The 18313-nt window shown below is 61.6% G+C and carries 16 protein-coding genes; 4 read left to right on the top strand and 12 right to left on the bottom strand.

Annotated elements, in window-relative coordinates:
• Nucleotides 1-212: 212 nt before the first annotated feature.
• The 3 genes from ilvD to BBG20_RS08480 form a co-directional block, all read right to left on the bottom strand.
• Nucleotides 213-2054, bottom strand: a complete 1842-nt coding sequence (ilvD, locus tag BBG20_RS08490; protein ID WP_065902201.1) for a dihydroxy-acid dehydratase — start codon at nt 2052-2054, stop codon at nt 213-215.
• A 231-nt stretch (nt 2055-2285) separates the two neighbouring features.
• On the bottom strand, nt 2286-3476 hold the full coding sequence (locus BBG20_RS08485) for a multidrug effflux MFS transporter (protein ID WP_065902199.1): 1191 nt from the start codon (nt 3474-3476) through the stop codon (nt 2286-2288).
• A 128-nt stretch (nt 3477-3604) separates the two neighbouring features.
• Nucleotides 3605-4801 carry a class I SAM-dependent rRNA methyltransferase gene (locus BBG20_RS08480; RefSeq protein ID WP_003195152.1) on the bottom strand — a complete coding sequence of 399 codons (1197 nt, stop codon included), beginning with the start codon at nt 4799-4801 and terminating at the stop codon, nt 3605-3607.
• 297 nt (nt 4802-5098) lie between these two features.
• Between BBG20_RS08480 and BBG20_RS08475 the strand changes: the two genes are divergently transcribed.
• Both BBG20_RS08475 and mutM read left to right on the top strand, forming a co-directional pair.
• On the top strand, nt 5099-5911 hold the full coding sequence (locus BBG20_RS08475; protein ID WP_177343930.1) for an HDOD domain-containing protein: 813 nt from the start codon (nt 5099-5101) through the stop codon (nt 5909-5911).
• Nucleotides 5912-5932: 21 nt separating this feature from the next.
• Nucleotides 5933-6745: a bifunctional DNA-formamidopyrimidine glycosylase/DNA-(apurinic or apyrimidinic site) lyase gene (mutM, locus tag BBG20_RS08470; protein WP_065902194.1), complete on the top strand. Its 813-nt coding sequence runs from the start codon at nt 5933-5935 to the stop codon at nt 6743-6745.
• 133 nt (nt 6746-6878) lie between these two features.
• Here the strand turns inward: mutM and BBG20_RS08465 are convergent, their stop codons facing one another.
• The 5 genes from BBG20_RS08465 to BBG20_RS08445 form a co-directional block, all read right to left on the bottom strand.
• Complete coding sequence (locus BBG20_RS08465; protein ID WP_017139475.1) at nt 6879-7130, bottom strand: YfhL family 4Fe-4S dicluster ferredoxin; 252 nt, start codon at nt 7128-7130, stop codon at nt 6879-6881.
• A 269-nt stretch (nt 7131-7399) separates the two neighbouring features.
• On the bottom strand, nt 7400-7879 hold the full coding sequence (coaD, locus tag BBG20_RS08460) for a pantetheine-phosphate adenylyltransferase (RefSeq protein ID WP_003176711.1): 480 nt from the start codon (nt 7877-7879) through the stop codon (nt 7400-7402).
• Nucleotides 7880-7993: 114 nt separating this feature from the next.
• Entirely contained in the window at nt 7994-9589 is a 1596-nt protein-coding gene (locus BBG20_RS08455; protein WP_065902192.1) for a GMC family oxidoreductase, read from the bottom strand.
• 114 nt (nt 9590-9703) lie between these two features.
• Entirely contained in the window at nt 9704-10249 is a 546-nt protein-coding gene (locus tag BBG20_RS08450) for a twin-arginine translocation pathway signal protein (protein WP_065902189.1), read from the bottom strand.
• A gap of 28 nt (nt 10250-10277) precedes the next feature.
• A complete protein-coding gene (locus BBG20_RS08445) occupies nt 10278-11705 on the bottom strand; it encodes a coniferyl aldehyde dehydrogenase (protein ID WP_065902186.1) in 1428 nt (475 codons plus the stop codon).
• 146 nt (nt 11706-11851) lie between these two features.
• On the opposite strand from BBG20_RS08445, the gene BBG20_RS08440 reads away from it, so the two are divergent.
• Entirely contained in the window at nt 11852-12523 is a 672-nt protein-coding gene (locus tag BBG20_RS08440; protein WP_065902184.1) for a TetR/AcrR family transcriptional regulator, read from the top strand.
• A gap of 33 nt (nt 12524-12556) precedes the next feature.
• Entirely contained in the window at nt 12557-13411 is an 855-nt protein-coding gene (locus tag BBG20_RS08435; protein ID WP_065902182.1) for a sulfurtransferase, read from the top strand.
• Nucleotides 13412-13530: 119 nt separating this feature from the next.
• On the opposite strand, the gene BBG20_RS08430 is transcribed toward BBG20_RS08435, so the two are convergent.
• The 4 genes from BBG20_RS08430 to BBG20_RS08415 form a co-directional block, all read right to left on the bottom strand.
• Complete coding sequence (locus tag BBG20_RS08430) at nt 13531-14526, bottom strand: hydrolase (protein ID WP_065902180.1); 996 nt, start codon at nt 14524-14526, stop codon at nt 13531-13533.
• Between the two features lie 167 nt (nt 14527-14693).
• Entirely contained in the window at nt 14694-15311 is a 618-nt protein-coding gene (gene rsmD / locus BBG20_RS08425; RefSeq protein WP_065902177.1) for a 16S rRNA (guanine(966)-N(2))-methyltransferase RsmD, read from the bottom strand.
• Nucleotides 15311-16801, bottom strand: coding sequence for a M16 family metallopeptidase (locus BBG20_RS08420; RefSeq protein ID WP_065902175.1), 1491 nt, complete (start codon nt 16799-16801; stop codon nt 15311-15313). Before BBG20_RS08420 ends, rsmD begins: the two co-directional genes overlap by 1 nt.
• On the bottom strand, nt 16794-18149 hold the full coding sequence (locus BBG20_RS08415; RefSeq protein ID WP_065902173.1) for a M16 family metallopeptidase: 1356 nt from the start codon (nt 18147-18149) through the stop codon (nt 16794-16796). The genes BBG20_RS08420 and BBG20_RS08415 overlap by 8 nt, the downstream gene beginning before the upstream one ends.
• Nucleotides 18150-18313 lie beyond the last annotated feature (164 nt).

Genomic DNA, 18313 nt, shown 5'->3' with positions numbered 1-18313 from the left:
CAAGCCAGCTCCCACATGAACCGAGTTCGTTCAGGCTCAGCCTGCCCCTGTGGGAGCCCGGCTTGCCGGCGATGGCGTCAACGAGATCAATGCAGGACTCAAGGCCGCAATCGCAGACAGCCAGCTCCCACAGTTGATCTTCAGTGTTTTGGAGCGTTGTTCCAGGCAAAAAAATGCCCCGCACTTGGCGGGGCATTTTTTATGCGCGAGGCTTACAGGCCGTCGAGCATCGCTTTGTTACGCACAGCACCCTTGTCGGCACTGGTGGCCAGCAGGGCATAGGCCTTCAACGCAGTGGTGACTTTGCGCGGACGCTTCTCGACCGGCTTCCAACCTTTCTTGTCTTGCTCAACGCGGCGTGCCGCCAGCTCTTCATCGCTGATCAACAGGTTGATCGAGCGGTTCGGAATGTCGATCAACACCTTGTCGCCGTCCTGCACCAGGCCAATCGCGCCACCGGCAGCGGCTTCAGGCGAAGCGTGGCCAATGGACAGGCCGGAAGTACCGCCGGAGAAACGTCCGTCGGTCAGCAAGGCGCAGGCTTTGCCCAGGCCCTTGGATTTCAGGTAGGAGGTCGGGTAGAGCATTTCCTGCATGCCTGGGCCGCCTTTCGGGCCTTCGTAGCGGATGATCACGATGTCGCCGGCCTTCACTTCGTCGGCGAGGATGCCGCGCACGGCACTGTCCTGGCTTTCGAAGATCTTCGCGTTGCCTTCGAACACATGGATCGACTCATCCACGCCGGCGGTTTTCACCACGCAGCCATCCAGTGCGATGTTGCCGTACAGCACGGCCAGGCCGCCTTCTTGGGAGTAGGCGTGTTCGACACTGCGGATGCAGCCGTTTTCACGGTCGTCATCCAGGGTGTCCCAACGGGTCGACTGGCTGAACGCAGTCTGGGTCGGGATGCCAGCCGGGCCAGCCTTGAAGAAGGTGTGCACGGCTTCGTCGTCAGTCTGGGTGATGTCCCACTTGGCGATGCCTTCGGCGATGGACGCGCTGTGCACGGTCGGCAGGTCGGTGTGCAGCAGGCCGCCACGGGCCAGCGAGCCGAGGATCGAGAAGATCCCGCCGGCACGGTGCACATCTTCCATGTGGTACTTCTGGATGTTCGGCGCGACCTTGCACAGTTGCGGCACGTGACGGGACAGGCGGTCGATGTCGCGCAGGTCGAAATCGATCTCGGCTTCCTGGGCCGCGGCCAGCAAGTGCAGGATGGTGTTGGTGGAACCGCCCATGGCGATGTCCAGGGTCATGGCGTTTTCGAACGCCTTGAAGTTGGCGATGTTGCGCGGCAACACCGACTCGTCATTCTCGCCGTAGTAGCGCTTGCACAGTTCGACGATGGTGCGGCCGGCCTGCAGGAACAGCTGCTCACGGTCGCTGTGGGTGGCCAGTGTCGAGCCGTTGCCCGGCAAGGCCAGGCCCAGGGCTTCGACCAGGCAGTTCATCGAGTTGGCGGTGAACATGCCGGAGCACGAACCGCACGTCGGGCAGGCGCTGCGCTCGTATTCCGCGACCTTCTCGTCAGAAGCGCTGGAATCGGCGGCGATGACCATGGCGTCGACCAGGTCGAGGCCGTGGGAGGCCAGTTTGGTCTTGCCGGCTTCCATCGGGCCGCCGGAGACGAAGATCACCGGGATGTTCAGGCGCAGGGCGGCCATCAGCATGCCAGGGGTGATCTTGTCGCAGTTCGAGATGCACACGATGGCGTCGGCGCAGTGAGCGTTGACCATGTACTCCACGGAGTCGGCGATGATCTCGCGGCTCGGCAGCGAGTACAGCATGCCGTCATGGCCCATGGCGATGCCGTCATCCACGGCGATGGTGTTGAATTCTTTCGCTACACCGCCGGCACGTTCGATCTCGCGGGCGACCAGTTGGCCCAGGTCCTTGAGGTGGACGTGGCCCGGTACGAACTGGGTGAACGAGTTGGCAATCGCGATGATCGGCTTCTTGAAGTCGTCATCTTTCATCCCCGTGGCGCGCCACAGTGCGCGCGCGCCGGCCATGTTGCGGCCATGGGTGGATGTTTTCGAGCGGTAATCTGGCATGGAGCACTCCGGGCGGCTAATCAGGTAACTACTACTGGGGAGTGAGCTTCTATTGACGTCTGGAACACTCAGAAAATGGCCGTGTGTCCGGAAGTTGCCACTCGCGTCGCGGGATCGCCGCTTGCTTGGGCCTCGAGCTCATAAACCCGCCGGGGGATGACTGGCGATGAATACGCCCGATTCTACACCGCTGGCGGCTGGAGGGAATGGCCGTAAGTGTGGAGATAGCGGCTACAGGACGTGTGGGCGGTGTTTGGCCCATTCATTCAACCCCAGGCCCAGAGCACTCAGAATCAAAAAGCACAATCCGAGGGTGGTGCTCAGATTGTGCGTCAAAGTACTGATCAGAGCACTGATCAACCCACCGGCAATGAATATCACAACTGTGGTGGCTGATGCGGCCGCGCCTGCGGAGTGGGGGAAAAGGTTCATGGCCCGTGAGTTTGAAATTGGCCTGGTGATGGTGGTACCGGCTGTGCAGATCAGCATTGGAATCAAAACGGTCCAGGTAGAAATATCGTTCCCATAGGCCAGCAACAACATTACCCCACCGGATGTCGCGATTAACCACAAGCCGGTCGCGATCTGGGTGTTGGCCAGTAACCGTTTGTTCAACCAGCCCGCTGACACGCCGCCTAACACATAAGCTGCGCCATAAAGCAGCAAGACCTGTGAGTACTGATAGGGCGACAGCCCTAACTGGTCCATGAAAATGATGGGGGATATGACGATAAATGAAAAATGGCAGGCAAAGGTGATTCCGGAAATCGTGGCGTAACTGACGAAATGGCGATCTGCAAAAATTTGCGCGTAGCCCTTGAGAATAGTGTGGCGGCTTGGATGGACGGCGGGTTGGGTGTCGCTGAGTAGTCGATAGGTCATAAACAGGAGCAATATGGCAAATGCTGTAAATACGTAGAAGCTGGCCTGCCAACCCCAATGCGTTTGCAGCCATGCACCAACTAATGGCGAGATCGAAATGAAGATACCTCCGGCGGTCACGATTGCGATCCGCAGTCGCTCCTGTTCCTTGCCCACGAACATATCCTGAACCAGCGCTTGAGACAGCACAAAGCCGCCACAACCAACGGCTTGAACTACTCGGAAAAGTAAGAACTGTGAATAGTTATTGGCGGTTATGCAGCCAATTGCACCAACAATCGCCACGGTCATGCTGGCCAGTAGCAGCTTCTTGCGACCTATCCTGTCGGATAGCGGCCCTATCCACAGCAACGAGCAAGAAAAGCCAATCGCGAAAAGGCTGATGGACCTAGCGATATCTACTGTTGAGGTTTGAAAGTGTTCGGCAAGCGCGGGAAATGAAGGGAGTACGACGTCGAGGGGAAATACACCCAGCAACGTCAGGATCATCAGCAGTGCGATGAGAAACGGTTTCGTTGTGGGCTTTGTGGCGCTGTGCATTTACATGGACTCTATTCCTTGAGGGGGTCGAGGATCGAGTCTGGAGCGAGGAAAGTCAAAGCAAGAGAGGGTATGAAAATTCCTGGATTCCTGTAGGAGCCTGCTGGCTCCTACAGTCAGTCTCAGCGTTAGCTATTCGGCAACAACCGGCACGTAATGCTCTTGATATACCGCGTCTCGGCAATCGCCGGGTGCACCGGGTGGTCCGGGCCCTGGCCGCCGCGTTCGAGCATCTGGATATTGCGGTCCAGGTGACGGGCGCTGGTCAGCAGGATGTTTTGCAGGTCGTCTTCGGGCAAGTGCATCGAGCACGACGCGCTGACCAGGATGCCGTCCTTGCTGAGCAGGCGCATGGCTTGCTCGTTCAGGCGGCGGTAGGCGCCTTCGCCGTTTTTCATGTCTTTCTTGCGTTTGATGAAGGCCGGCGGGTCGGCGACGATCACGTCGAAGCGTTCTTCGCTGGCTTTGAGTTCCTTGAGGGCCTCGAACACGTCGCCTTCGATGCAGGTCATCTTCTCGGCGAAGCCGTTCAGCGCGGCGTTGCGCTCCACGCCATCAAGGGCGAAGGCCGAGGCGTCGACGCAGAACACTTCACTGGCGCCGAAAGCCGCAGCCTGCACGCCCCAGCCGCCGATGTAGCTGTACAGGTCGAGCACGCGCTTGCCTTTGGCGTACGGGGCCAGGCGTGCGCGGTTCATGCGGTGGTCGTAGAACCAGCCGGTCTTCTGGCCCTGGATCACCGGGGCTTCGAATTTCACGCCGTTTTCTTCCAGCGCAACCCATTCCGGCACCAGGCCGAACACGGTTTCGACGTAGCGGTTGAGGCCTTCGGCGTCGCGCGCGGCGGAATCGTTCTTGAACAGGATGCCACTCGGCTTGAGCACTTGGGTCAGGGCGGCGATCACGTCTTCTTTATGCGCTTCCATGGTCGCCGAAGCGATCTGCACCACCAGGATGTCGCCGAAACGGTCGACCACCAGGCCTGGCAGCAGGTCGGAATCGCCGTAGACCAGGCGGTAGAACGGCTTGTCGAACAGGCGATCACGCAGGGACAGCGCGACGTTCAGGCGATGCACCAGCAGCGACTTGTCCAATGGCAGCTTGATGTCGCGCGACAGCAGGCGAGCACAGATCAGGTTGTTCGGGCTCATGGCCACGATGCCCAGGGTCTTGCCGCCGGCCGCTTCGAGGATGGCCTGGTCGCCCGCCTGGAAGCCGTGAAGTGGGGTGGCGGCCACGTCGATTTCGTTGCTGTAGACCCACAGGTGGCCGTTGCGCAAACGACGATCGGCGTTGGCTTTGAGACGCAGGCTTGGCAGGGACATGACGTCGCTCCGGAAAAAAGAGCGGGAGTATACCGTGTTGTGCATGAGTTCGCGGCGCCGCCAGACATGTGGGAGCGGGCTTGCTCGCGAAAGCGGTGGATCAGCCACTGTATTCGGCGACTGACACCGAGCTTTCGCGAGCAAGCCCGCTCCCACATTTTGATCCGGTTTCAGTTCGGCATTTGGGTGTCGGTCAAGTCTTCATAAGGGTTAGAATCCCCGCCTAGCCCAGAGTATGTACTTATGTCCCAAGAGCTTTCCGCCGAACAGATCCAACAGGCCCTGCAAGGCATCAGCGTGCCGCCCCAGCCGCAAATCATGGTGGATTTGCAGATGGAGCAATACATGCCCGACCCGGACCTGGAAGTGATCGCGCGATTGATCTCCCAGGACCCTGGCCTGTCCGGTGCATTGCTGAAAATCGTCAACTCGCCGTATTACGGCCTGAGCAACAAGATCGCCTCGATCCAGCGCGCGGTGAACCTGCTGGGCAGCCGTTCGATCATCAACCTGATCAACGCGCAGTCGATCAAGGGCGAGATGAGCGATGACACCATCGTCACCCTCAACCGCTTCTGGGACACCGCCCAGGATGTGGCGATGACCTGCCTGACACTCGCCAAGCGCACCGGCTCGCAAGCCGTCGACGAGGCGTATGCGCTGGGCCTGTTCCACGATTGCGGCGTGCCGCTGATGCTCAAGCGCTTCCCCAACTACATGGCGGTGCTGGAAGAGGCCTATGGCAATGCCGGCCCCGACTGCCGTGTGGTCGACACCGAGAACAACGCGTTCAACACCAACCACGCGGTGGTCGGCTACTACACCGCCAAGTCCTGGCGCCTGCCGGAACATGTGACCGACGCCATCGCCAACCACCACAACGCCCTGGCGATTTTCAGCGATGAGTCGTCGCGCAACTCTCAGCTGAAAAACCTGCTGGCGATCCTGAAAATGGCCGAGCACATCTGTTCGTCGTATCGGGTGCTGGGCAACCAGGCGGTCGATCATGAATGGAATGCGATCGGGCATATGGTGCTGGACTACGTGGGCCTGTCGGACTACGACTTCGAGAGCATGAAGTTGTCGATCCGCGAACTGGGCGCGCACTGACCCTTCCTTCAAGAGATACACATGCCCGAGTTACCAGAAGTCGAAACCACCCGGCGCGGGATTGCTCCGCACCTGGAAGGCCAGCGGGTCAGTCGCGTGGTGGTGCGCGAGCGGCGCCTGCGCTGGCCGATCCCGGAAGACCTGGATGTGCGCCTGTCCGGGCAGCGCATCGTGCTGGTGGAGCGGCGGGCCAAGTACCTGTTGATCAACGCCGAAGTCGGCACCTTGATCAGCCACCTGGGCATGTCGGGCAACTTGCGGCTGGTGGAAGTCGGCATGCCGGCGGCCAAGCATGAGCACGTGGACATCGAGCTGGAATCGGGTATGGCCCTGCGCTACACCGACCCCCGGCGCTTCGGCGCGATGCTCTGGAGCCAGGACCCGCACAACCATGAACTGCTGATTCGCCTGGGGCCGGAGCCGTTGACCGACCTGTTTGATGGTGAGCGCTTGTTCCAACTGTCCCGCGGCAAGTCGATGGCAGTGAAGCCATTCATCATGGACAACGCGGTGGTGGTGGGGGTGGGCAATATCTACGCGACCGAGGCGCTGTTTGCGGCGGGGATCGATCCGCGTCGCGCGGCTGGAGGCATTTCACGGGCGCGTTATTTGAAGCTGGCGATCGAGATCAAGCGCGTGCTGGCCGCTGCTATTGAGCGGGGTGGCACGACGCTGCGGGACTTTATCGGTGGCGACGGGCAGCCGGGCTATTTCCAGCAGGAGCTGTTCGTCTACGGCCGCGGGGGCGAGGCGTGCAAGGTCTGTGGGACCGAGCTGCGCAATGTGGTGCTGGGGCAGCGGGCGAGTGTGTTTTGCCCCAAGTGCCAGAGCTGATTGCCAGGGGATGGCTGTTGCCGCCTTCGCGAGCAAGCCTGCTCTCCCATTCGACCGCATTCTCATTTTGGAACTCGGTCAACTGTGGGAGCGGGCTTGCTCGCGAAGAGGCCCTTACAGGCACTAAAGAACCTCAGGCCTTGCCGGTAATCAACCGGTACTTGGCCATCAACTGCTCTTCCGTTTCCGGATGGGCTTCATCCAGCGGAATGCAATCCACCGGGCACACTTGCTGGCACTGAGGCTCGTCGTAGTGGCCGACGCACTGGGTGCACAGGTTCGGGTCGATCACGTAGATCTCTTCGCCCTGGGAAATCGCAGCGTTCGGGCACTCGGGTTCGCAGACGTCGCAGTTGATGCAATCGTCGGTGATGATCAGGGACATGGAAACTCCTGCCAGGGCTGTCAGCCAAGGCATCTGAAAACTAATGCGCGCAATTGTGCCGCATTGGCGCCCGCAGTGCGAGTGCACATGACCTGCGGCCAACTGGCATGCTGACCTGTAGCGAGCGGGCTTGCCCCGCGTTGGGCTGCGAAGCGGCCTTGAAACAGGCGGCTGTGCGCTGGCTGAAACTACGCGGTGGCTTTATTCGGGCCGCTTCGCAGCCCAACGCGGGGCAAGCCCGCTCGCCACAATAAGCCCGCTTACAGAAATTACTTCTTGAAACGCAGTGTCAGCGCATCGGCCACGGCCGGGTGCACGAACTTGGTGATATCTCCGCCCAAAGCGGCAATTTCACGGACCAACGTCGAGGAAATGAACGAATATCGCTCCGACGGCGTGAGGAACAGGCTTTCCACGTCCGGTGCCAGTTGGCGATTCATGTTGGCCAGCTGGAATTCGTATTCGAAGTCCGACACCGCACGCAGGCCACGCAGGAACACATTGGCGTTCTGCTCTTTGGCGAAGTGCGCCAGCAATGTGGAAAAGCCCACCACTTCCACGTTGGGCAGGTGCTTGGTGACCTCACGCGCCAGCTCCACGCGCTGTTCCAGGGGAAACAGCGGGTTTTTCTTGGGGCTGGCCGCGACCGCGATGATCACATGGTCGAACAAGCGTGAGGCACGTTCGACCAGATCGCCATGGCCTTTGGTAATCGGGTCGAAGGTACCTGGGTACAACACTCGGTTCATCGCGTCGTCCTGGCGGAGTCCGTTGGGGAACCGGATGGTATCGCAGCCGTCCCGGTCGGCCAAGTCAACTTATGCAGAAGAAAGCACTATAGACATGGCGAATAGCGTGTTTTTTCACGCTGTTTTCAGACGTTCGGCCAAGGCTGTCGCCAGTTGCGCGGTCAATCCATACACCGACAATTGCGGGTTGGCCCCAATGCTGGTGGGGAACAACGAGCCATCGTGGATCGACAGATTGCGCAATTGGTGATGACGGCCAAGGCTGTCGGCCACCGCATTTTTCGGGTCTTCACCCATGGCGCAACCGCCCATCACATGGGCGCTGCCCAGGCAGGTGCGGTGCAGTTCCAGGTTCAGCCCTTCGATCAGCGTGCGGGCTTCGCCCAGGCTCGTCACGTAGCGCGCATCGTGGTGCAGCGGCTTGACCGACTTGGCTCCCGCCGCGAACTGGATCTCGGCCATGCTGTGAAAGGCGCGACGCAGGCCGTCCCAGGCGTACGCCGATACCTGATAGTCGAGCACTGGTGTGCCATCGCCGCGCAACTCCACGCTGCCGCCCGGGCTGTCGGGGTGGAAACCGTCGCGCAGCAAGGCCAGCATCGCGTGGGTGTTGGGCAATTGCTTCATGTCCATGGCGTTCTGCGTGCCGTAGCCGCCCAGCAGGGTGCTGGCGAGTGCCGGGTGCAGCGGCGGCGCCTCAAGCTTGTAGGACATTTTGCCGGTAGTGCCGTCCTGCCATTGAAAATGGTCGGAGTAGATTGACTGCGGCGCGCCGTAGAACGGGTTGATCACCTCCTCGAACAGCCCGGCGGAGAAATTCACCAGGTGCAGGAAGGTGCGCTTGCCCAGCCGCGAATGCGGGTCCGGGGCATCCGAGCGCATCAGCAAGGCGGGGCTGTTGATGCCGCCGCCGGCCAGCACGTAATGCTTGGCCTTGACCGTGATTTTGCGGCCAGTCGGTGCCACGCAGCGTTCATCCATCGCCACGCATTCCAGGCTGCTGATGTGGTCGCCGCTGTAGAGCAGGCGTTCGGCGCGGGCCAGATACAGCAGCTCGCCGCCTTTTTCCAGGGTCGAGGGGATGGTGGTTACCAGCATCGATTGCTTGGCGTTGACCGGGCAGCCCATGCCGCAATAACCCAGGTTGAAGCAGCCGCGCACGTTGCGGGGGATCACGTGCCAGCTGTAGCCGAGCTTTTCGCAGCCTTTGCGGATCACGTCATTGTTGGCATTGGGTGGCATGGCCCAGGGGGCAATCCCCAGGCGTTGCTCCATTTTTTCGAACCAGGGCGCCATTTCGGCACTGCTGTGGCCCTTCACCGCATATTCGCTGGCCCAGTGGGAAAGTGTCGCGTCCGGCGTACGAAAGCTGGAGGTCCAGTTGATCAGCGTGGTCCCGCCCACCGCGCGGCCCTGCAGGATGGTGATCGCGCCATCCTTGCTCATGCGGCCGATGCCTTCCTGGTACAGGCTGGTGTAGGCCTCGTCCTCGAGCAGCTTGAAGTCGCTGCTGGTCTTGAGCGGGCCTTCTTCGATCAGCAACACCTTGTAGCCGGCGGCGCTGAGGATCTCGGCGGTGGTGCCACCACCGGCGCCGCTGCCGATGATCGCTACGTCGGCCTCCAGGGTCAGGTCGTTGTCGAGGGCGGCGCCATTGTGGGTTTTCCAGCCACGGGCCAGGCCGTCGCGGAACAGATCGGGTACGGGCATAGACAGGCACTCTTATTGTTATACGAAGTTGCAGTCAGTGTGGGAGCTGGCTTGCCTGCGAAAGCGGCCTGCCTGCGGGTACAGCCCCACATTGCAGCGGGTTTTCAGCCAGGGCTAGACCTTGGGCGGGCCCGGATAGCCGCAATGCGCCCAGGACTGCGGGCGGAAGTACCACGACATGATTACCAGCTTGAGCAGCGAGCCCTGGCCCATGCGCAGCAGGTTGAGATAGCTGTTTTCCCAGCGGTGCAGGAAGTTGCGGATCTGCTCCGCGCTGGCGTTTTCCCAACTGCCCCAGATGCCGGTCAATGGGCCACGGGTGATGCCCATGCCCAATACGTCGAACAGTTGCTGGGTGAGCTTGAACATTTCCGGCGACAGGTGCTGCAGGCTGTAGTCGAGTTTTTTCAGAGTGTCGTCAATCCCGGCGACCACCTCTTGGGCGCTTGCCGCGCCTTCGAGCAACACCGGGATTACCGCGCGCAAAAACGGCAGGTCACTGCTGCGCAGCATGGCAAAGCCGCTGGCCGGGGTGCTGCTGGAGCAGCCGCTGAGGCTGGCGCCGAGCCCGGCCGTGGCCAGGAAAGCACTGGCGCACAAGCCGATTTTCAATACGCCGCGCCGCGACAGCGCGGGTGAATCAGTCAGGCTAGGGTTCATTGTTATTGTTATCCCGAGAGTGGCGGAATCAGCGAACGAACAGCTTCTGGATCAACTTCTGGATGGCTTTGCCGTACGGCGGGTAGATCAACTTGGCCGCATTGAGGCGCTGTTTCACCAGCACGCCCTTGGCTTTGCTGAACGTGAGAAAACCTTCGTGGCCGTGGTAGTGGCCCATGCCCGAGGGGCCGATGCCGCCAAAGGGCATGTCATCCTGGGCCACGTGCAGCAGGGTGTCGTTCAGGCACACGCCGCCGGAATGAGTCTCGTGAAGTACGCGATTCTGCTCGCCCTTGTTGTAGCCGAAGTAATACAGGGCCAGTGGGCGAGGCCTTTCGTTGATGTAGGCAAACGCCTGGTCGAGGCCTCGATACGGCACGATCGGCAGCACCGGGCCGAAGATCTCGTCCTGCATCACGGTCATGTCATCGCTGACATTCAGCAACAGGCTGTGGGCCATGCGCCGGGCCTGGCCCTGATCGTACAAGGGGACCAGCGTGGCGCCCTTGTCGGTGGCGTCCTTGACGTAGGCATTCAGCCGGGCCAGTTGCCGCTCATTGATGATGGCGGTGTAGTCCGGGTTATCGGTTAGCGTCGGATAAAACCCGCGGACGGCCTTGCTGTAAGCCTCGACGAAACCCTCAACGCGATCTTCCGGCACCAGCACGTAGTCTGGCGCCACACAGGTTTGCCCGGCATTCAAGGCCTTGCCGAAGGCGATTCGTTCGGCGGCATCCTTGAGTGGCACATCGGCAGACACTATGGCCGGTGACTTGCCGCCCAATTCCAGGGTCACCGGCGTGAGGTGTTCGGCCGCGGCGCGCATCACATGTTTGCCGATGCTGGTGGCGCCGGTAAACAGCAGATGATCGAAACGCAGCTTGGAAAACGCCATGCCCACTTCGGCCTCGCCGAGCACTACGCACACCAGGTCCTCGGGGAAAATCTTCGCCAGCAGCGCCTTGAGCAACTCGCCGGTGGCGGGTGTGGACTCGCTGAGCTTGAGCATCACCCGGTTTCCGGCGGCCAACGCCCCGACCAGGGGGCCAATGGCCAGGTACAGCGGGTAGTTCCAGGGCACGATCACCCCGACCACGCCCAGCGGTTGGTAGATCACCTTGGCTGAAGCCGGCTGGAAGGCAATGCCTACAGCGCGACGGGAAGGTTTCATCCAGCCCTTGAGGTGTTTGCTGGCGTAGTGAATGCCATGCAGGCTGGGCATCAATTCGGCGAACAGGGTTTCGTCTGCACTGCGGTGGCTGAAGTCCTGGCTGATCGCGTCGATCAACGCCTGGCGTTCGTCGCTGAGCACATCACGCAGAGCCTTGAGCCACTGCTGGCGCTGCGCCGCCGGCGGCATCGGGTTGGCGGCATAGGCACGGCGTTGCGCGTCGAACAGGTCCTGGAGATGATCCAGCGCCTGGGAATCTTGCAGATAGGCAATGTTGGCAGACATGGCGCAGTTCCCGATTGTTATAGGTCTGCGTGGATTTTTAGAGTCATTGCTCTAAATTGTCAAATAACATTGCAGCAACATGCAGATTTATCCTTGCAAGGATAGGCCGTAAGATGCCCCATCACGTGTTTAGAAGCTGATCCCCTATGGCACCACGAGTAAAGACCAGCGAGCGCATTGTGCAAACCAGCCTGGAGCTTTTTAACCAGCAGGGCGAGCGCAGTGTGAGCACCAATCACATTGCCGCCCATATGGAAATTTCGCCGGGCAACCTGTACTACCACTTCCCCAACAAGCAGGCGATCATCGCCGTGTTGTTTCGTGAGTACGAAGCGTTGGTGGACAGTTTTCTGCGCCCGCCCCAAGGCCGCGCCGTGACCGTCGAAGACAAGCGCTTTTACCTGCAGGCCGTGCTGGCCGGCATGTGGCGCTACCGCTTCCTGCACCGTGACCTTGAGCACTTGCTGGAAAGCGACCCGGAACTGGCGACTGGCTACCGACGGTTTTCCCAGCGCTGCCTGATCCAGGGCAACGCCATTTACCAAGGGTTTGTCGATGCCGGCATCCTCAACATGGACCCGGTGCAGACCGAGGCCCTGACCCTCAATGCGTGGATCATCCTCACCTCGTGGGTGCGGTTCTTGTGCACCACCAATGAAAACTCCGCCCATTTGAGCGCCGAAGCCATCAAGCGCGGGGTCTACCAGGTGCTGGTGCTGGAGGCCGGGTTCGTCACGCCCCAGGCGAAAGACGCGGTGGATGCCCTGTTCAAAGAGTTTTACGTGCCGTTGAATCAGGCACTGGAAGAAGTGAAGTAGGACCTTTCCCGAATCTGTTCACAGGAGTCCGTCATGCCGCTTGCCCAACTGATCAGCCCCCAGCAATTGGCCGAGCGCCAGAAGTCGGCCGGGCTGGTGATCCTGGATTGCCGTTTTGCCTTGGAAGACCCGGACTACGGGCTGTGCAGCTATGCCGAAGGGCATATTGAGGGCGCGCAGTACGCCGACCTCGAGCGCCATCTCAGCGGCCCGGTGACCAAGGGCGTGACCGGTCGTCACCCGTTGCCGGTGGCGGACACCTTTGCCCGGCAATTGCGCGCCTGGGGTATTAACGCCGACACCGATGTCGTGCTGTATGACGACGGCCCCGGCGCCTTTGCTGCCCGCGCCTGGTGGTTGCTGGCCTGGCTGGGCAAACGTGACGGTGTGTTTATCCTGGACGGCGGCCTCAAGGCCTGGCACGTCGCCGGTTTCCCGCTGAGCCTGGACGCGCCGGTGGTCGAGCCGGGTACCTTCGCCGGGACGCCGGACAACCGCCTGGTGCTGGATGCAGAACACCTGCAAAAACGCCTGGGCCAACCGGGCCTGACCTTGATCGATGCCCGCGCCCAGCCACGTTTTCGCGGTGACGTGGAACCCATCGACCCGATCGCCGGGCACATCCCCGGCGCGCAGTGTGCGGCGTTCACCGAAAACCTTGGCAGTGATGGCCGTTTCCTGCCAGCCGACCAGCTCAAGCAGCGTTTCGCCGCTCAATTGCAGGGGCGTTCACCGGAGGAGTTGGTGGCGTATTGCGGTTCAGGGGTGACGGCGTGCCACAACCTGTTCGCCCTGAGCCTGGCGGGTTATCCGTTGGGCAAGTTGTATGCGGGGTCGTGGAGTGAGTGGATTACCGATCCGCAGCGTGAAATTGCTACGGGCGACTGAGTCGGTTGCGGTGTGAACCGCATCGAGTGTGGGAGTTGGCTTACCTGCGATGAGGGCGTGTCAGCGAGCGGATAATCGGCTGACACACTGCTATCGCAGGCAAGCCAGCCTCTCCATGTTCAGCCGTGTTGTGCCAGTAGCCACTGAGGAATTCGGCGTTCGAGGTAATAACCCGGGCGCCTCAGCGAGCCGTCGACGAACCCCACATGCCCACCCTTTGCCGTCAGCTCAAACTCGGTGCACTCCGATAACTCGCTGGCCTCGGGCAGGCTATGGGCGAATACAAATGGATCATCGGCCGCCTGGATAATCAGCGTCGAGGTGCGGATCGCCCCCAGGTAGTAGCGGCTCGACGCACGGCGGTAGTAGTCCTCGGCACTCAGGAAACCGTGCAGTGGCGCGGTGACCCGGCCATCGAAGTCCCAGAACGTGCGCATCTTCTCCAGTGAGCCGAGGGCTTCCAGGGTTTTCAGCCCGTCTGCCCGGCCATCCTGTAAAAAACGGCTTTGTTTGACGCGGATATACGCGAGCATTTCACGCATGAAGTGCTTTTGATAAACCCGCGAGAAACCCAGCCCGATACGGTCCGCACACTGGTCCAGCCGGAACGGCACCGACACCGCCGCCGCGCCTTGCAAGCCGGAGGCTTCGCCGGTTTCGCCCAAGTGTTTGAGCAGCACATTGCCCCCCAGCGAATAACCCACTGCATACAACGGCGCCAACGGCCGTTTCGCGCGCAGGTGGGCAATCGCCGCGGCCAGATCCTCGCTGGCGCCCGAGTGATAGCTGCGTGCCAACAGGTTTGGTTCGCCGGAACAGCCACGCCAGTTCAAGGCGGCACTGGCCCAGCCTTGAGCCGCGAGGACTTTTTGCAGGCCGGCTACATAGGGGGAATTGGATGAGCCGGTCAGCCCATGCAGCACCAGCACCAATGGCGCCTGCGCGTCATGCGGACCATGCCAGTCGAGGTCCAGAAAATCGCCGTCTTCCAGCCACAGGCGTTCGCGCTGGCGTTCGATATGGGTAGTGGGGCGCCATAGCGGCCCCCACAGGGTTTGCAGGTGAGGGTTGCCGAGGCCGAAGGCGGGGGTGAACAGTTCGGAGGACGGTGTCATGAAACTCTCAGTCTGTGGCGAGCGGGCTTGCACCCGCGTCGGGGTGCGAAGCGGCCCCAACACGAACGCCGCATTAATTCAGTTAGAGCACCGTCGCGGTTATGGGGCTGCTGCGCAGCCCGACGCGGGGCAAGCCCGCTCACCACAACAAGCTTGCTCGCCACAGATTAAGCGACGCTGTCGACCAACCGATGCCACAACGCGTAATACACCCGACCGGACTTCTGCTCCCGGTGCAGGCGCCAGGCGCCAGGCAAGCCGAGGGTTGACGGCGCGGTCTCGCTTTCAGTGTAGATCCATGCATCCGCCGCCAGCCATTGGCGCTCTTCGAGCAAGGTGCACACGGCGGGCAACAGGTTCTGGTTGAACGGCGGGTCGAGGAATACCACGTCGTATTCGCTTGCCGGCTGGGTTTCCAGATAGCGCAGCGCGTCGGCGGTTTGCACCTGGCCGTTGGTGCAGCGCAGGGTGCCGAGGTGTTCCTTGAGGCTGGACACCGCCACATTGCTTGCATCCAGCGCCTGGGCCTGGGCTGCGCCACGGGACAGCGCCTCGAGGAACAATGCGCCGCTGCCGGCAAACGGATCCAGCACTTTGGCCCCGCCGATATACGGCGCGAGCCAGTTGAACAGGGTTTCACGCACGCGATCAGGCGTGGGGCGCAGGCCGACGACGTCGGGGAAGCTCAGCTTGCGGCTGCCCCATTCGCCACCAATGATGCGCAGTTGGCCCACACCGTTATGCACGTTGTGGACAGGTTTTTTCGGGCGAGATGAACTGGCCATTAATGCTCCGGAACCCCGAGCGGCTGCTCGGCGGGTTTGTCAGTGGGGGGCGGTAGTGGCTTTTGCGCAATCGTCGGGCCGGCGGTCACGATGACCATCTTGTCGGCGCTCAAGTGTTTGTTCATGGCAGCCTTGACCTGCTCTACGGTCAGGGCCTGGGATTGTTTCATGAAATCTTCAAGATAGCTCAGCGGCAGGTTGTAGAAACCCATCGCGCCCAGTTGTCCGACGATGTCCGCGTTGCTGGCGGTGGACAATGGGAAGCTGCCGGCCAGCTCACGCTTGGCGTCGTCCAGTTCCTTCTGTGTCGGGCCGGTCTTGAGGTAGTCGGCCAGCACTTCCTCGACCAGGCGCAGGGTGCCACCGCTCATTTCGGCGCGGGTCTGCAGGTTGATCATGAACGGGCCGCGCACCTGCATCGGCGAGAAACCGGAGTACACGCCGTAGGTCAGGCCGCGCTTCTCGCGCACTTCGCTCATCAAGCGCGTGCCGAAACCGCCGCCGCCGAGGATCTGGTTGCCCAGGGACAGGGCTGCGTAGTCCGGGTCGGCGCGGTCGATGCCCAGTTGGGCGAACAGCAAGTGCGTCTGCTTGGACGGGAACTCGATATGGCTCAGGCCGGCCTTGGGTTCGGTCGGCTGGGCAATCTTGGCCAGCGCCGGGCCCTTGGGCAACGACGCCGAGACCTTGGCCGTCATGGCTTCGGCTTCGGCGCGGGTCAGGTCGCCGACCACGGCGATCACCGCATTACCTGCTGCATAAGCCTTGGCGTGGAACGCCTGCAACTGCGCGAGGGTAATCTTCGGGATGCTTTGCGGCGTGCCTTCGCTCGGGTGCGCGTACGGGTGATCGCCATACAGGCGCTTGAACAGCTCCAGGCTGGCCAGCTTGGCGGGGTTCTGCTTCTGGTACTCGAAGCCGGCGAGAATCTGGTTCTTGATCCGCACAAGAGAGTCGGCAGGGAAGGTCGGCTTGCCGATCACCTGGTCGAACAGTGCCAGGGCGGCGTCGCGTTTATCGCTGTCGCTGAGGCTGCGCAGGGATACCAGAGCCATGTCGCGATAAGCGCCATTGCCGAAGTCGGCGCCCAGGCCTTCAAAACCGCTGGCGATCTGGCTGACGTCCTTGCCCGGCACGCCTTCGTTGAGCATGGCGTTGGTCAGCAGTGCCACGCCTGGGGTGTTGCCGTCCTGGCTGCTGCCGGCGGCGAACAGGATGCGCATGTCGAACATCGGCAGTTCATGGGCTTCCACGAACAGCACCTTGGCGCCTTCGGCGGTGGTCCAGGTCTGCACATCGAGCTTGCGGTTCGTCGGCGCCTTGCCGTCCAGCTCAGCCAGCGATTGCAGCGTGTTGGCCGATTGCGCCGTGTCCAGCGCCTGGCTGGCCATCGAGTCGCTCGGGCGCAGGAAATACACGGCACTTGCCGCGATCAAGGTGACGACGATCAAGCCCGGCAGGACCAGGCGGCTGCTTTTGCGATCACTCATGAGCGGTCTCCTCAGGCATAACATGGGCGACGCTCAGACGTTCGCGGGTGAAATAGGTGCGCGCGGCTTTCTGGATATCTTCCGGGGTCACGCTTTGCAGGTCGGCCAGTTCAGTGTCCATGAGCGTCCAGGACAGCCCCACGGTTTCCAGCGAGCCGATGGCTGTGGCCTGGCTGGTGATGGAATCGCGCTGATAGACCACGCCGGCGATCACTTGGGCGCGGATGCGCTCCAGTTCTTCGGCGGTCGGCGGTTTGGACTTCAATTCTTCCAGCAGGCGCCACAGGCCCGCTTCGGCTTGGGCGACGGTCTTTTTCTTCTGCTGGTTCGGCGTGGCGGTCAGGGTGAACAGGCTGTCGCCACGGGTGTAGGCGTCGTAGCTGGTGGATGCGGCGGAGACCAGCTCCTCACCGCGCTCCAGTTGCTCCGAAATACGCGCGCTGTAGCCGCCGTCCAGCAGGGCCGAGATCAGGCGCAGGGCTTGTACCGAGCGCTTGTCTTCGGCGGTAGCCAGGCCCGGGACGTTGAAACCGAGGATCACGCTCGGCAGTTGGGTCTGCACACGCATCGTCAGCAGGCGCTCGCCAGGCTCGGCCAGCTCCATCGGGATCTTGGCGGGTGGCACGTCGCGCTTGGGAATCGGGCCGAAGTAACGCTGGGCCAGGTTTTTCACCTCGTCCGGGGTCACGTCGCCGACCACCACCAGGGTGGCGTTGTTCGGCACATACCAGGATTGGTACCAGTGGCGCAGCTCTTCGACCTTCATGCGGTCCAGGTCGGCCATCCAGCCGATGGTCGGCGTGTGGTAGCCGCTGGCGGGGTAGGCCATGGCCTTGAAGCGCTCGTAGGCCTTGGACATTGGATTGTCGTCGGTGCGCAGGCGGCGCTCTTCCTTGATCACCTCGATTTCGCGGCTGAACTCGTCGGCCGGCAGGCGCAGGCTGGCCATGCGGTCGGCTTCGAGCTCGAAGGCAACACCCAGGCGGTCACGGGCCAGCACTTGGTAGTAGGCGGTGTAGTCATCGCTGGTGAAGGCGTTTTCTTCGGCGCCCAGGTCGCGCAGGATCAGCGACGCTTCGCCGGGGCCGACCTTGGCGCTACCCTTGAACATCATATGCTCCAGGGCGTGGGACAAACCGGTCTGGCCCGGGGTTTCGTAGCTCGAACCGACCTTGTACCAGACCTGGGAAACCACCACCGGCGCGCGATGGTCTTCGCGCACGACCACCTTGAGGCCGTTATCCAGGGTGAATTCGTGGGTGGGTTGTGGGTCGGCAGCCAGGGCTGAGAGAGGCAGACAAACTGTGCTGAACAGCAGGCCTGCGGCGTGGCGGGCTAGAGCATTCATTCGTTTTTAAACCTGTTGGGCTGCCCGCTTGGTCTTAGCGTCGGCGGGCGAGGAGGTGCTAGGATACTGATCGGATTTAAGGACGGCCACTGCGGCAGTCGTGTTGAGGCCGTTTTAGGCCTTACGAAATGTTGCGCATGAACGAGCTGGCTAAAAAACAGTCT

Source organism: Pseudomonas aylmerensis (assembly GCF_001702265.1).
Taxonomy (GTDB): domain Bacteria; phylum Pseudomonadota; class Gammaproteobacteria; order Pseudomonadales; family Pseudomonadaceae; genus Aquipseudomonas; species Aquipseudomonas aylmerensis.
Note: the sequence above shows the minus strand (reverse complement) of the source record. Positions and strands in the feature narration are given on the sequence as shown.